Origin of the sequence: Savagea serpentis (assembly GCF_015351395.1) — a bacterium.
Taxonomy (GTDB): Bacteria; Bacillota; Bacilli; order Bacillales_A; family Planococcaceae; genus Savagea; species Savagea serpentis.
Window position 1 is genome coordinate 909,127 of record NZ_JADKPV010000001.1, and the last position, 14,379, is coordinate 923,505.

A 14,379-nucleotide genomic window follows, 5' to 3' on the forward strand; every position below is an offset into this window, starting at 1 on the left:
CTCAACTACTTTTCAGAAAACGATAAAAAACCAGCTTCTCTTAAAAGAGAAACTGGTTACGTTTTGTTGCTTACATCGCTTGACGAATAATTTCTTCAATTTGTTCAACGCGAGCACGACGTGGGTTTGTTGCTGCTGTTACGTCTTTCATTGCGTTCGCTGCGAGTGTTGGAATGTCTTCTTCTTTCGCACCGAGCTCTGCGAATCCTTCTGGAATGCCGAGGTCTGTTGCTAAACGTTCGATACGTTCGATCGCTTTTTCAGCTGCTTCTAATGTTGAAAGACCTTCGATGTTTTCGCCTAAGTAGTGTGCAATTTTAGCGAAACGCTCTTCGCGTCCGACTAAGTTGAACTTACATACGTACGGTAATAATAATGCGTTACATACACCATGTGGTAAGTTGTAGAATCCACCCATTTGGTGAGCGATTGCGTGAACGTAGCCAAGACCTGCGTTATTGAACGCCATTCCACCTAAAAATTGAGCGTATACCATCATTTCACGAGCTTCTGCATCTTGACCGTTCGCATAAGCACGTGGTAAGTATGTTGGAATTAATTCGAATACTTTTTCAGCTGCTGAATCTGTTAATGGGTTCGCATCAACTGATACGTAAGCTTCCACTGCGTGCGTTAATGCATCAAGACCAGTCGCTGCTGTTAATGCTGGTGGAAGACCGTACATTAACTCAGGGTCATTGATTGAGACGAATGGTGTAACGTGTTTGTCCACGATCGCCATTTTCACATGACGTGCAACGTCTGTAATGATCGTAAATTTCGTCATTTCACTTGCTGTTCCTGCTGTCGTATTGATCGCAACTAATGGAACCATCGGGTGTTCTGATTTGTCTACACCTTCGTAGTCATGAATTGTGCCACCGTTTGATGCGACAATTCCGATACCTTTTGCAGCGTCATGGCTTGACCCGCCACCTAATGAGACGAGTGAATCACAGTTTGCTGCTTTGAATGCTTCCACACCTTCTGCAACATTTTGATCCGTTGGGTTTGGCTCTGCTTTCGGGAAGATTTCAACTTCGATATTTTCCGCTTTAATAATGTCAGCAATTTTGTCAGCTAATCCTAAATTGAATAAGCCTTCGTCTGTCACTAACAATACTTTTTTAGCGCCTGCTCCTTTTAAACGGACTCCCGTTTCTTGAATTGCGCCAGCACCGAAAAGATTCGTTGTCGGCATTGAAAATGAACTTTGTTTAGCCATAAGGCATCCTCCTTGAGTAAATTCCACAAGTGAGATTGACGTTTTAACGTTCTTGTAGAATAGTTTAAGTATAGGATGATTACATGTGTCTATCAATCATTTTGCTCATAATAAAAGCAATAAAACTGTTTAGAATCGCCTGATTATTAGGTTTTTGACATAAATAAACTATTCTTTATTATCTTTAGGTAGAGATATTATACTTTATAAAAATACTATTCTAACTTAACGTTCACTTTTTCTATATGACACTGATTTTTACTCGTTCCTACAAAAAAAGAGCGATCTACCTTTCGATAAATCGCTCCTGTCATTTTATTTATGCTGCTTTCAAATAATCCTTATCCTTGAATAGAGCCCGCGATAAATAAATAGGCGACTGCTGTAAAAATCGCAAAACCGAAAGCGACGAGCGCTAATGTATCGGCTAATTTCCAATCCATTCTCGCTTGACGATACGGCACATAACTCATCGGCATCATATCATTTTGAGCACGCTGCACATTCGCTAAAATACTTAATGCATAGCCCACTACGAATAAAACGATTTGGCTATACGGAAATAAAAAAATAATATTAACAAATAAACTTGTCATCATTCCACGCTCTTTTCTCATTCAAATTCATTCGATGATCCTTTGCCCACTTCGTCCCATCATAAGCATATCGTCTAACCATTCATTATACGGCCAATGACTGTAGAGAAAATCGATCGTCCAACGTTTCTTGTTCATTGTACAATGTTTAGAATGAATTGACGATTCTCTTTCGTTTATTTTTCGAAAAATAATTTTAAAATAAATGTTTACTCACATTTTAACCGGGTAACCACTCAATAATCACGATTAAAGGAGGGGTTATTTTCTGATTGACTAAACGCAAAACATCCGATGCATTACTCGCCTCAGTTGTCGTTGGAAGATGTTAAAAAGCCCTTGGACAGTTTGTTTCTTAGACATTGGTTTACTATACAATTCAAAGGAGAGAACTAACATGGCTAAAAATAATAACAACAATAATAACAACAATAACAAAGACGGGAACATGACAGTGGAAGAAGCTGGACGTAAAGGTGGCGAAGCGACATCACGCAACCATGACCGCGAATTTTACGAAGAAATTGGAAGTAAAGGCGGAAAGGCAAACGCAGAAAATAACAATAATAACAACAGCAATAACAACAGCAGTAACAACAACCAAAAAAAGAATAATCATTAATCATTGATTCCCTTTGTCTCTTCCCTTCACACTATTTGCACGCACTCCCTCACAGAGACGAAGGTTTATAAAATAAGCGCCCCTTTTAAAGGGAGCGCTTATTTTTATCTTTCTTTTTTCAATTGAACGAGTCCGTACACACTCGTTGCGCTGACAAATAAAATTCCGATAACGAATATAGTAAAGGGTAGAGAACTAAAGACGAGCCCTGCTAAAACGAGCATTTCAATAGTCGCTAAGCCGTAGCCGGCATACACCCATTTCGTCACCCCGCGATACGTCGACACAGCGAGCAATCCGACAACGAATAACGGAATGATCATTAATAAAAAGGCGATCGCGTAATCAATCGAAAAAATCGACGTTCCTTCCGCCGTACCAAAAAGTGAAAATGAAGCGATCGGCCAAGCTAAACTGATAATGACAAGCCCAATCGCTATCGTTAAAATCCATTGTAATGTTTTATTCATTGTACTTCCTCCTCATAATAATCAATGATGGCGCCAATACTCGTTGCACGCACCGCTTCAGACTCGGTCGCTTCGTACAACTCATTCGGACTGCCGACGAGTAACACGCCACGTATGCGCGGTTCTTTTTTATACGCTTCGAGCACCTTTCCTACATACGTATCCTTCGTCCGCTCCACATAACGCGTCGCATCTTCTACGAACTGGTCAAAAGGAGAGGCGTAACGCTTTCCTGCTTCATTCGTTATCGACACACCAACTGCAAAACGTTCATCGATTGGTTCATCGCTTTCTGCTTCCGCACCATCTTCCAACCAATAAGCGACTTCAAGTGAACCGAAACGCGAGTTCCATTCTTCCACGGAATAAGACCGGTCTAAAGAAACCGCTAATTCCAATCGTTTCGTCTCGGGCATGTGAAGCAGCTGAGCGCGTTCATTCGCTAGCTCACCGTACGACGCAGACGGAGCGTACCACATTTTTAATTTGCGACCATTTTGCAAATATCTCACCGTCTCACTCGGTTCGATATACGCACGCGGTTCATGAAAAGGAGACTCGAGCCTTGCGGTATTTGCCGGTCGATTGGCAACGAGTGAATACGTTGGCGCTTTCGCTTCCGCTCCCCACGGACGTACTTTCTCTTCAAAGTTTCCGATGTAACGATTCATCCCGTATACGTCATAGCGCAATTCTGTATCGACCATCTTCTCGTGCAATCGCCAATTATTCCATTGCCAAGCGAGTAAACTACTCGTCACAACAATTGTCACGACGACGATGAAACTGGCAAGGACCATATTGCGATAACTTTTGCGACGCGCTTTTTGAATGACGTTCGAATCTAATTCAAATCGTTCCCGTTTTTCCATATACTCGTTCCTCCCAATGTTGTTTAAACTGTTTGCGCGCACGATATAAGGAAGTGCGCACATAATCTTCCTTCATCTGTAACAACTGTCCAATCTCTTCGTAGCTATATTCGGCTTCATATTTCAATAGTAAAATATGAGCATACGCACGGTTCATCTGTTGTAAAGTATGGCGAAACTCTTCTTGTGCTTCTTTTTTGAGCACACTCGCTTCACCTTCTTCTGCCATTCCCGGAAGCAATCGTTCCATCAATGTTTCATCGACTTGTAAGTGAGGAAAAGCTTGGCGATGGCGATACAGATCATAATAATGATGAATGGCGACGCGAAACAACCAGGCAGACGGTTGATCGGTGGCGATATGAATCCATTGTTCAATCGCTTTTGAAAATGTCACTTGCACGATATCTTCCGCATCTTCTCGCGGACAACCGAGCTTGCGCAAATAATTAAAAATGAGTTGCGCTTTCTCTTCGTAAAGCTGTTCTAATGTCTGTTCGGCCACTCCTTTTCCCCCTTTCACCTTTATAACGAATGACGAACGAAAAAGTATACACTTTTTTAAAAAATAAAAAAGACATCGCTTTATACGATATCTTTTCCCTACTTTTTCTATTCAAAAACAACTACGTGCGCGGATAGTCTCGATCGTTCCATTCATAGTCGAGCTGCTTTCCTCGGACGAGAAAATCTTCATACGTTATGGCAAGTGCTTCATGAGGTGTTCTCGCATCCGTCGTCGCATCGAAATAGACGTACTGACCGTCAATATTAACGAGATTCCACGCATGCCCTTCTCCGTCACTCACGCCTTGGACGTAATAGTTTTCAATATGGACAGCATCTAATAAAGCGACGAATAGTCTAGCAAACCCTTCACATACGGCCATTCGTTCGGTCAGCGCTCCGTAAGCAGTATTCGAACAATGATAGCCATATGCATCAATGCCCGCTTCTCGTTCCGCCAAATCGTCATCGTATACGACTTGCGTCACGACATCATCATAGAGCGCCTTGACACGTTCTGTATCGGTCATGTCGCTGTGAATAACGCGATGAATGATTCGTTTCACTTCTCGTTGAACAATTTGTCGCTGTCGTTCAATCTCTTCTCGCGGAAGTTCATAGTCGAACCGAATTTCTCCCTCGTCCTCATCTTCCCATAACTCCCAACTGTCCACATACGTCTCTTGCCGACTACATTCGACGAGACATTCGATCATGTCATCCATCGTTTCTCCATCGATGTCTTGTAGAGAAAAAACATAACTTTGAGCGCCGTGCATCATTTCTCGTTTCACTTCTTTATAAAGTGTAGGATATTGCTCAGCCCAACGCTTCTCGGTCATCGTCACCCATTCCTCGTATAAAGGCGAGCGTTTTCGATTGCCTAAAACATATGTTGTGATGAAAATAATGAGTATCACTCCGAACAGCACCATAGGAACACCCCTACTGCAGTATATAACAAAACATGCAAAGGAAGTATGTTTCGCTTCCTTTGCATGTTTCACCTTAAGCCATTTCTTCTTGTGTAAAGAACGCTTCTCGTTGGTGAGGATGTTTGTCTAGCATCATTTGGTCTGGCGCAATTCCCGCAGCTCGTAAAATCTCAATATTTTGTTCTAAAAATGGGTCGCTACCGACGATGTAAAATAGTCCGTCTCGATCTTCCGCTAACTGTTTCACACGTTCGTAATAGTATGCGCGATTATCGACAAATTCCGAAATGAGCTGATGATGTCCCTCCACCGATTCAAAAACATTCGGATATAAATAATCTTTCGTTGAGTCGACGTTTAAAGAATGCAATTTCTCAATTCCTGTTTGATCTTCTAAATATTGCAAAATGAGCGGACGGAATGTCGCAAGTCCAACTCCTGATGATAATAAGTAAACATTTGGAACATGTCGTTTAAACGGAACATTCGATGACGTTTTAAAAATCGCTACTTTTTCGCCTCGCTCCATATTGCGCAAAATCGACTTAAACTCCGAACATTGTTCTTTAATACGTGTCGTAATGCCGATGTAATTCTCATTTGGCAATGTAGAAATTGACATGTGACGAATGAGGCTGCGATTCGGTTTTTCTCCTGCGTTAAATCCTTCTAAAGCGAAATGTGTATGCGCCCCTTCTTCCCACGTAAACCCTTCTGGCACTTTCAATAAATACGTTTTTACTTGTGGTGTTTCCTCAATAATCTCTTCAATCGTCGTCCAATAAATTTGCATATTCATTCTCCTTCACTCGATGTTACCGCTCACTATACATGTATTGATAATCATTCTCAACATAAATGCACGTAAAAAAGAGAGATTTTATCCAAAAATGGACAATCTCCCGATTTTTCTCGTTCAGCCTTTTCAATCGCTCGTTTTCTTCCTATTTTTCTAATTAAGCTTATAACGAATAACCGCTCCTGTTTTAGCATCATACGCTTGAATATTTCCAGTATGAGGAGGATTCAGTTGAATGAAACTTTGTTCAAATTGTTGAACGATTTGCCCCTCTTTTTCCACTTCTTCCGTCGGAAACCATACGTACTCATAGCGCAAATCTTCTCGCCACTTTGCTTTCACATCTTCTAATGAGACGAGCGGTTCGGCACATTCGTCGATTGGATCGTATAAAGCATGTGTCATATGCGCTTCTTCTACTTTTTGTAAAGGTTGATTCCATTGCACGAGCATAGAGTCGCCAACGGGTAACTGTTTATACGTACGGGATACATGGACGTGAACGATTTCTTCTTCGATGAGGACGTGTTCGACGCGTAAAGTTGCGTCATGAATGTGCGTCCGAATCCATTCGATCGTAAGCTCTCCCCATCGTTCTTCTTCCGACGTTAACTCGGAAACAGCGGGATTTTGTACTTCGCCGTTCATTTCTACAACGGGCATCCCGTAAGAAACGTCATACACGAGATGATACGCATCATCTCCTCCGACAAAATCATTTTGCGACACGTACAACCAGCGCAACGTCCATTTTGTCGCTTCTGCAACACGAGTCGCTAATTGTTTTGGTGTCGTGTGTACGTGAGAAGGAACGATTTCATACGCTACACTCGGAGCGCTGATCATTTCAATGACGCCATCTAAACGAAGAACGATACCGAATCCGTAAGACTCCAGCCTTTGTTGTTCATGCATGAAATGAAGCGTCACATAATATTGGTCGTCCACTCGCACGCTCGTCACGTCTGTCGAAGTCGTCACGTAGTCCCCGTATAAATGCATGAGCGACTCGCGACCTCGTCGTTCGAGCGTCTCACGATCTAGCTGCTCTTGCATCGGCACATCAGTCGTCGCCATATAATAAAGGAGTGGATACGGCGCATCTTCTCGGTATTCATAAATGCCGATTTCCTCTCCATCCTTCTTCACTATCCCGTCTTCACATGTCGCTCGTAATAGATGCGCAAGTTTCGTCAACATTGATCTCGTCTCCCTTCTCGTAAAATAGAAGAAGAGAAATAAACTTCTCCCGTTACCGCATCAATCGCTGTCGGCACGTCGACATAATACGCACGCGTTCGCGGTGTCGTCCATGCCCACGTCTCTTTCACGCGCAATGACGCTTTCCATTTTTGAAACGCTTCTTCTTCACTCCATTGCGCAAGTTCTACCTCTTCCCACGATTCGTACAAAAGCGGGTCGATATGAAGAGAGAGAAGACGATTTCGTTCCCACTTTGCTTCGACAAAGCGATTCGTCGATTGACCGTCACACAATCGTTCCACAAATACAGTCGTCTCAGCATCTTCTTCCGAAATAAAATGAACACGCCACTCACTATGCGGAATGAGTGACTGGCAAGTCGCTAACGTCTCGCAAACTTCACGTCTCGTTTCATCGATTCTCTCTTGTAATCGCTCTTCTCCTTCATTGTGTTCAATCGTGTAAACGTAACGGATCTTCCCTCCAAGAGTTGGACGAGCTAATTGAAGGCACATTCTCTTATGTTGAAGCGCTTCGTTCAACACATCCTTTGGACGCTCTTCTGGCTCTGAGAAGTCGAGCTCTACAAATACTTCTCGCTCGAACTGTTCCATGAGTCCATCTCGTCGAATTGTACAAGTAATGCCATCAATATCGATGATGTGTCCTCGCTCTTCCCGGTAATAAAAAATATCCCACGCCCCGTCGTCTGCTCGCTGTACTCGCTCGTACGTATAGTGAGCGGGAATGAGCGCACCTAATTGAGCGACTGCGCGCCACATTTCCTCTTCTGAAACTGCTTTTCCAACCGGTGCATATTGTTGTATACGATACGTTTCTCCATTGTTCATAGTACGTGTCGCGACAACTTCATCTTGTACGATGTAATGGATGTATGGTAATTGCTGTTCGATTTTTCCTTCTTCTTTCAAAATTAACGATTGCCATGTCATCTGTAACGCTCCTTAAAAAAATGCCCCCGATCCTTAACGAATGAGGGCATTTTCATTAATTTTTATATCCGCGTGCGCGATTTTTTTGTTCGTTTGCTTTCAGGATGAGAACGGCTGTAAGCATCGTCGTCACCGCTAAAATGAATACTGTCATATTCTTCTCATCTCCTTCCGTTCTCGTTCGTATCTTCAGTATACCCGAAATGTTTCCCATATGAAACAATTATTTTTTATTGACAGTGTGTATATGTGAGTATATAGTGTACATATACAGTATATACAGTTTAATTTAAAAGGAGGTGTACGATGACGATTATCATTTCTCCACAAGACCCGACACCGCTCTATGCGCAAATTGTCGAACAGATGAAACGACAAATTGCAGACGGTACGTTACAAGCAGACGAGCAACTACCATCGATTCGGAATTTAGCGAAACAGTTAGAAGTGAGCGTCATTACGACGAAGCGGGCGTATGAAGAGTTAGAAAAAGAAGGCTTGATCTACTCTGTCCACGGACGCGGAAGCTTCGTTCAAGCACAGACGAACAATGTCAAAACAGAATGGCTCCGCCTCGCATTCGAACAAAAATGCGAAGCGCTCATTCAAGAAGGACGAGCACTTGGACTATCCAATGAAGAAATGCTCGACATGTTACGCATTTATATAGAGGAGGAAAAATCATGAAACTCGTTCGATTCGGCTTACTAACTACGATTCCGATTTCTGTGATCGGCATTATACAAAACGAAGTCGGCTATTTTTCGGTAGCACTCGCCCTGCTCATCGTCTTTAGTCTCATTCAAAAAGGAGGCGTCCAACAATGATTGAATTTCAAGAAGTATCTTTACAATTTAAACATTTTCAAATGAAAAATATTTCCCTCACCATTCCGAAAGGCTACGTGATTGGATGTATCGGGCGGAACGGTTCAGGGAAAACGACGTTCATTAAAACGATGATGGACTTATACCGACCGACGACAGGACAAGTACTATGGAACGGCGCACTACTCGATCAACAACAAAAAGAAAAAATCGGATTCATCTATGATGATTTTCATCATTGGAAAAATACGAAGTTAAAAGCGGTGCGCAAATTGTATGAACGCGCTTATCCGACGTGGCAACCCCAGCTGTATACACAGTTGCTCGATGCGTACGGGTTAAATGAACGACAAGCGATTCATCAATTGTCGAAAGGGACGAGAATGAAAGCCCAAATTGCACTCGCGCTCTCTCATGAACCCGATGTGCTCATCATGGATGAACCGACATCTGGACTCGACCCTGTATTTCGTCGTACGTTCATTCATCAATTGCGCGATTGGATGGCCGCACGCGAAAATCGAACATTGCTTTTTTCAACACATATTACATCCGACTTAGAACAATTCGCCGATTATATTTTATGTATCGATCAAGGGAATGTGCGATTTTTCTTACCGACTGATGAGTTAGAAGAGCGTTTTGTGCTCGTGAAAGGTCCGGTCGATGCTGTACGAGCGCTCGGTGTACCGATGGAATCGCACAACAATCAAGCGACCGCTTTAATCGACCGAACAATCATGGTCATCCCTGAAAACTTGTACATCGAACGTGCTCGTTTGGAAGATGTTTTATACTTTTTAACGGAGGTGAGCGAATGAGACTCGCATTGTATAAAGAATGGATGTATTGGAAATACGTCATCCCGCTTCTCATCATTTGTAGTTTTCTCGTCTACTTTGTGGAATATGGCATTTTATTGCCGCTCACCTTTTTTATGACGGGGGCGATTATTTATCAAGTGATAACCGAACGCCAATCGAAGACGATCGAGCTCGAATTAAGTTTACCAATGTCACGCGATGAATGGATGACAGCTCGCTTTCTCGCTCACTTCGTCAACCTGACGAGCTTCGCCATCGCGATGTACGGGGCACTCGTCGTCACTTACAATGTTCGAGCGTTTCAAGAACTTCCAAATCCTGCAATCATGCTCATTTGGTGGGGAATTACATTAATAACGATGAGTGTCGTGCTTTGGCTCTTTTTACGCTTTTCAACGAATCGTGCCATTCTCATATTCGCGAGCTTGTACATCGGATCAGCGGTCATTATGATGGCAGGGTCAAAAACAGATTCTCCTGTTCTATTCAGCACGTCGCCAAGCTTATGGAATGCTGCTGTAATCATTAGTGTGGTGGGACTATTACTTTATAGTCTTTCATACTGGATGACGAAGCGTCATTTCCGCACCGAGACGATCGGAACGAAACGATGAAGCGTATTTTCGTATTCCTCATTATGAGTACATTACTTCTCGTCCTTCTCGTCGAGCGATTCCCTCAAATCGCGACAATGCGTTCTATCGTGTACCCTATCGCAACACTTACCCTGTTATTCATCGGAGGATACAGCTTTTACTTACAGCTAAAAAAGAAATAAAGACCGGCAACATTCTCTTCCTCCTTTCGTCTTGTTTAGAGGAAAGGAGGGATTTTTATGCGCGCTTATGGAAGAGTGACTGCGCTTAGTTTTGCAACATTTGTAAGCTTGCTCAGCATTGCGATGTTATTTTTAGAATCACGTGATTCGGTAACGAGTTATTTCTTTAGTTTTGCTCTTTATTTTACATACAGTTTATTTTTTATTTTACCGCTCTTTTTACTTTTCGGATTTTGTCTCGCACCATTCATCGATGCGTTTATCCATTCACGCTTGATTCGTTTTCCTTGTTATACGCTGTGTGGCATCGGGCTCGCTCATCTGTATGAATGGATTCGGCATGCGTCGTTCATTCCGTCTTTTCGCCTCGCACTATGTGGCGCAGTGGCCGCTTCACTCTACTGCTTTTTCTCAATAAAACAAACTTTCTCTGCATACGTTCCGTCTAATCGGGTATGATATTTGTAAGAAAGAAAGGATGATTAGATGAAGAAATGGAAATTCATTACAAGTATCGGGCTTGCTGCATTTGCGCTCGCTGCATGTAGCAATGAGGATGAACCGAAAGATCATACAACACCCCCTGTGGAACAACCTGCCGAAACAGAACAGGAAACTCCAACAGAAGTTGAAACACCAAACATGACGGTCGAAACGGTTCAACAATATTTCGCACCGGATGGCTCGCACTTGCACTACCGCGGGGTCGGTAGTGAGTTTGCGGAATTAGACATACAAGTACGTCACATCGGTGAACATTATGTCGCACTTGTGGAATCGAATGGAGGCTCTGTCGTTACGACCGTATATACATTAGAAGACGGTGACCTCATTCGCGTATTGCGTGAGATGACAGAATTTGAAGAAACCGAAACAGGTGAAATGGGCGATTATATTTTACCGACGGTCGAACGACTCGATGCGAGTGAAGAACGTGTCGTCGTTTACCGTGAAGATGCGAAAAAAGGAGATACGTTCACGATTGACGATGCAACGTGGACAATCATCGACCCAAGCATGACGTTGAAAACAGATACAGAAACGTATGAAGACGTCATTCATATGCAAGTCGTCAACGAAGAATTGACGAGCGATTATTATTACAAAGTCGGCATCGGATTAATTAAACACCATGACGTAATGGAAACGGAAGACAAAAACAATCCATTTATCGTCGACAGTGAATTAGAAAGCATCGAACAACAATAAAAAAACCCGCATGGAATCAATGATTATTGATTTCATGCGGGTTTTTTCATTTAATTACTGTTTTCAATTTCTTCTTTTAATGATTTTCCTAAAATATAATATTCCGTTTCTTTTCCTGATAAACTATTGTACCGTTTGCGAATCGCCACGTAAAAGACGATGCCTAATAAAATCCATAAGCCGAGTAAAATGTAACTTGGTGTCGTTAATGAAGCTGGTGAAAATGGTAAAAGTAAAAGCGCTAAAAAGGCTAAGCTCGAAATCATTCCGATGAGCGCTAATAACTTTTGAAACGGTGCGACTTCTAAGCCACGTGCTTCTTGTTTCCACGCGAGCACTTTAAAGGCTGCGAGGGAAGCGAAAAAGTAAGCGACCGATACACCGGTCGAACTCATATCGACGATCCATGTCAATGCTTGACGACCGAACCAAGGTGTCGGGAGTGTAATTAATGTGACGAACCATACTCCCCATACGGGCACTTTAGACTTTTTCGTCAATGTACGGAAAAAGTTCGGTAACGCACGAGCGCGCGCCATCGAGAAAATGAGACGGCTCGACGACATATAAAAGCCGTTTAATCCTGTGAAAATCCCCATCATAATCGCAATCGCTAACACGATGACGCCTGTTTTCCCCATGATGGCATTAATAATATCTCCTGTCAGCCATAAATTCCCACCAAGTGCTGACGTATCAGCAAACGACCATGATGTAATGCCGATCATCACTGCGTAAATGAGGAAAGAAGATAATAGTGAACCGACGATGAGCCATGTCGCGATTTTCGGTTTGAAATTAAATTCTTCCGCTGCTTGCGGAACATTATCGAATCCGACATAAGCCCACGGAGCGATCGATAAAATGAGCATGATAGACACGAACATGGATTGATTCTCTTTGAAAAATGGCTTCATATTTTCAATCGGGTTGTCCGCGAGTCCAAATGTCACGCCACCTAAAATAACAACGCCTAACACGAGGAGAATACTGAAATAAAATTGCAGTTTTCCAGAGATTTCTGTCCCTGTCGTATTTAAAATCGCAAAAATTAAAATAAGTGCAGATGAAATGATTACTTCAGGAATGAAAATGTCCCAATCGGCAATCGTATATAAATAGCCTTGCTCCATAAACTGGGGAGCGATAAATTTTAAAAGTAATGAAAACGCAGAGGCGTTTAATGCGACGATGGAAATATATCCGAGCGATAAAAACCATCCTGCTATGTATGCCCACACCTTACCTGCTGCGATATACGCATACGTGAATCCCCCTCCGGAAACAGGGAACTTCTTAATCATCACGCCGTAACTCGACGCGATGACCATCATGAGAAGTGCTCCGATAAATAGTCCAATCATCGCGCCGATCGGTCCCGCTTCTTGAATCCAGTCTCCCGGTAAAATGAACGCTCCCCAACCGACACTAGACCCGAGTGCAATGGCGAAGACAGACGCTGGAGAGAGCGTTTTCTTTAACTTCCTTCGTTGTTGTTCTTTGTCCTTTGGCTGTATATCCATACAAAACTCCCTTTCTCTTACCTAATGTCTCATCGATTCCCTCCTCTCACAAAATAAAACGTTTTTTTACAAAAAGGTGTTTTCTACTGCGCGACTTCGGTAATATATAAAGTATCTTATTGGAATTGTAGGTGGACATCGTGAAGAAGCAACACGAAACAGAAACAGCGAGACATTTTATTTTTAGACTATTTTTTATCACATTAGGGGCAGGGCTAGCAGCAGGCGCGATTGAGCTGTTTTTAGTACCGAATAGTATCATTGATGGCGGCATTATCGGGATTGGCTTAATTTTAAACATTATGACAGGAATTCCGTTTGGGATTTTAATTTTAATTTTAAACTTACCTTTTTTATTCGCAGGATATAAACATATCGGCAAAAACTTTTTTATCTCATCTAGTATCGCCATCGTCTTATTAGCGATTATCGAAGCAACGATTAAAGGAATGGATCCGATTACGACAGAACCTCTTCTCGCTACCGTATTCGGTGGACTTATGCTCGGAATCGGTGTCGGGCTCGTCATTCGAAATGGCGGCGCGTTGGACGGAACGGAGATTTTAGGCATTTTACTGACGCGTCGCATCCCGTACTCTGTCGGAGAATTCGTCATGTTCTTCAATATTTTCATTTTCAGTTGGGCAGGTTTTGTGCTTGGCTGGGAACAGGCAATGTTTTCGATTTTAACATATTATATCGCCTCAAAAGCAATTGACGCCGTCATTCAAGGGCTAGATGATACGAAAGCGATTTTACTCGTTTCGGACAAGTCGGAAGAACTCGCAGAAACAATCAATGAACGGCTCGGCCGAAGCGTGACGAAATTGCACGGTCGCGGCGGATACGCAAATGTCGAGACCGATGTCATTTATGTCGTCATTACGAGACTGGAACTTTCCAAATTAAAAGAAATTATTCGTACAACAGATCCAGATGCGTTCACAACCGTCATGGACACACAAGAAACGTATGGCTCAAAATTTAAATCAGCCATCCATTAAAAAACGGTAAAAGTAGAGCGAGTCTCTACTTT

18 protein-coding genes and 1 pseudogene are annotated in these 14,379 nt (G+C 42.6%); 9 read left to right on the forward strand and 10 right to left on the reverse strand.

The genetic code is table 11. The features are described from left to right. Positions 1 to 70 precede the first annotated feature (70 nt). Together IRY55_RS04715 and IRY55_RS04720 are read right to left on the reverse strand one after the other, a co-directional pair. Entirely contained in the window at positions 71 to 1,225 is a 1,155-nt protein-coding gene (locus IRY55_RS04715; protein ID WP_194562089.1) for an iron-containing alcohol dehydrogenase, read from the reverse strand. A 341-nt stretch (positions 1,226 to 1,566) separates the two neighbouring features. Beyond that, the gene (locus tag IRY55_RS04720) at positions 1,567 to 1,821 is read right to left on the reverse strand and encodes a hypothetical protein (protein WP_194562090.1); all 255 of its coding nucleotides are present in this window, start codon (positions 1,819 to 1,821) and stop codon (positions 1,567 to 1,569) included. A 460-nt stretch (positions 1,822 to 2,281) separates the two neighbouring features. Here IRY55_RS04720 and IRY55_RS04725 point away from each other — a divergent pair. After that, positions 2,282 to 2,443 (forward strand): annotated as a pseudogene (locus IRY55_RS04725) (KGG domain-containing protein); the annotation flags it as partial. A 104-nt stretch (positions 2,444 to 2,547) separates the two neighbouring features. Here IRY55_RS04725 and IRY55_RS04730 read toward each other — a convergent pair. From IRY55_RS04730 to IRY55_RS04760, 7 genes are all read right to left on the reverse strand, one after another. Further along, the gene (locus IRY55_RS04730; protein WP_194562092.1) at positions 2,548 to 2,913 is read right to left on the reverse strand and encodes a hypothetical protein; all 366 of its coding nucleotides are present in this window, start codon (positions 2,911 to 2,913) and stop codon (positions 2,548 to 2,550) included. Then, on the reverse strand, positions 2,910 to 3,785 hold the full coding sequence (locus IRY55_RS04735) for a hypothetical protein (protein WP_194562093.1): 876 nt from the start codon (positions 3,783 to 3,785) through the stop codon (positions 2,910 to 2,912). The genes IRY55_RS04730 and IRY55_RS04735 overlap by 4 nt, the downstream gene beginning before the upstream one ends. Then, the gene (locus tag IRY55_RS04740) at positions 3,763 to 4,290 is read right to left on the reverse strand and encodes an RNA polymerase sigma factor (RefSeq protein ID WP_194562094.1); all 528 of its coding nucleotides are present in this window, start codon (positions 4,288 to 4,290) and stop codon (positions 3,763 to 3,765) included. The genes IRY55_RS04735 and IRY55_RS04740 overlap by 23 nt, the downstream gene beginning before the upstream one ends. 121 nt (positions 4,291 to 4,411) lie before the next feature. Next, positions 4,412 to 5,227, reverse strand: a complete 816-nt coding sequence (locus IRY55_RS04745) for a transglutaminase domain-containing protein (RefSeq protein ID WP_194562095.1) — start codon at positions 5,225 to 5,227, stop codon at positions 4,412 to 4,414. A 73-nt stretch (positions 5,228 to 5,300) separates the two neighbouring features. Then, complete coding sequence (locus IRY55_RS04750) at positions 5,301 to 6,020, reverse strand: dihydropteridine reductase (RefSeq protein WP_194562096.1); 720 nt, start codon at positions 6,018 to 6,020, stop codon at positions 5,301 to 5,303. Positions 6,021 to 6,179: 159 nt separating this feature from the next. Beyond that, positions 6,180 to 7,226, reverse strand: a complete 1,047-nt coding sequence (locus IRY55_RS04755; RefSeq protein ID WP_194562097.1) for a hypothetical protein — start codon at positions 7,224 to 7,226, stop codon at positions 6,180 to 6,182. Next, positions 7,220 to 8,182, reverse strand: a complete 963-nt coding sequence (locus IRY55_RS04760) for a hypothetical protein (RefSeq protein WP_194562098.1) — start codon at positions 8,180 to 8,182, stop codon at positions 7,220 to 7,222. Before IRY55_RS04760 ends, IRY55_RS04755 begins: the two co-directional genes overlap by 7 nt. Positions 8,183 to 8,488: 306 nt before the next feature. On the opposite strand from IRY55_RS04760, the gene IRY55_RS04765 reads away from it, so the two are divergent. The 7 genes from IRY55_RS04765 to IRY55_RS04795 are packed head-to-tail and all read left to right on the forward strand — an operon-like array spanning position 8,489 to position 11,820. Beyond that, entirely contained in the window at positions 8,489 to 8,869 is a 381-nt protein-coding gene (locus tag IRY55_RS04765; RefSeq protein WP_194562099.1) for a GntR family transcriptional regulator, read from the forward strand. After that, positions 8,866 to 9,009, forward strand: coding sequence for a hypothetical protein (locus IRY55_RS04770; RefSeq protein ID WP_194562100.1), 144 nt, complete (start codon positions 8,866 to 8,868; stop codon positions 9,007 to 9,009). Before IRY55_RS04765 ends, IRY55_RS04770 begins: the two co-directional genes overlap by 4 nt. Beyond that, positions 9,006 to 9,830 (forward strand): ABC transporter ATP-binding protein, encoded by an 825-nt coding sequence (locus IRY55_RS04775; RefSeq protein WP_194562101.1) that lies wholly within the window; start codon positions 9,006 to 9,008, stop codon positions 9,828 to 9,830. Before IRY55_RS04770 ends, IRY55_RS04775 begins: the two co-directional genes overlap by 4 nt. Next, on the forward strand, positions 9,827 to 10,447 hold the full coding sequence (locus IRY55_RS04780) for an ABC-2 transporter permease (protein WP_194562102.1): 621 nt from the start codon (positions 9,827 to 9,829) through the stop codon (positions 10,445 to 10,447). Before IRY55_RS04775 ends, IRY55_RS04780 begins: the two co-directional genes overlap by 4 nt. Then, positions 10,444 to 10,611, forward strand: coding sequence for a hypothetical protein (locus tag IRY55_RS04785; protein WP_194562103.1), 168 nt, complete (start codon positions 10,444 to 10,446; stop codon positions 10,609 to 10,611). Before IRY55_RS04780 ends, IRY55_RS04785 begins: the two co-directional genes overlap by 4 nt. Positions 10,612 to 10,668: 57 nt before the next feature. Continuing rightward, entirely contained in the window at positions 10,669 to 11,070 is a 402-nt protein-coding gene (locus tag IRY55_RS04790) for a hypothetical protein (RefSeq protein ID WP_194562104.1), read from the forward strand. Between the two features lie 27 nt (positions 11,071 to 11,097). Continuing rightward, positions 11,098 to 11,820 (forward strand): hypothetical protein, encoded by a 723-nt coding sequence (locus IRY55_RS04795; RefSeq protein ID WP_194562105.1) that lies wholly within the window; start codon positions 11,098 to 11,100, stop codon positions 11,818 to 11,820. Between the two features lie 50 nt (positions 11,821 to 11,870). Here IRY55_RS04795 and IRY55_RS04800 read toward each other — a convergent pair whose 3' ends face one another. After that, entirely contained in the window at positions 11,871 to 13,343 is a 1,473-nt protein-coding gene (locus tag IRY55_RS04800; protein WP_194562106.1) for an APC family permease, read from the reverse strand. Positions 13,344 to 13,480: 137 nt separating this feature from the next. Here IRY55_RS04800 and IRY55_RS04805 point away from each other — a divergent pair, with 137 nt between their 5' ends. After that, a complete protein-coding gene (locus IRY55_RS04805; RefSeq protein WP_194562391.1) occupies positions 13,481 to 14,347 on the forward strand; it encodes a YitT family protein in 867 nt (288 codons plus the stop codon). Positions 14,348 to 14,379 lie beyond the last annotated feature (32 nt).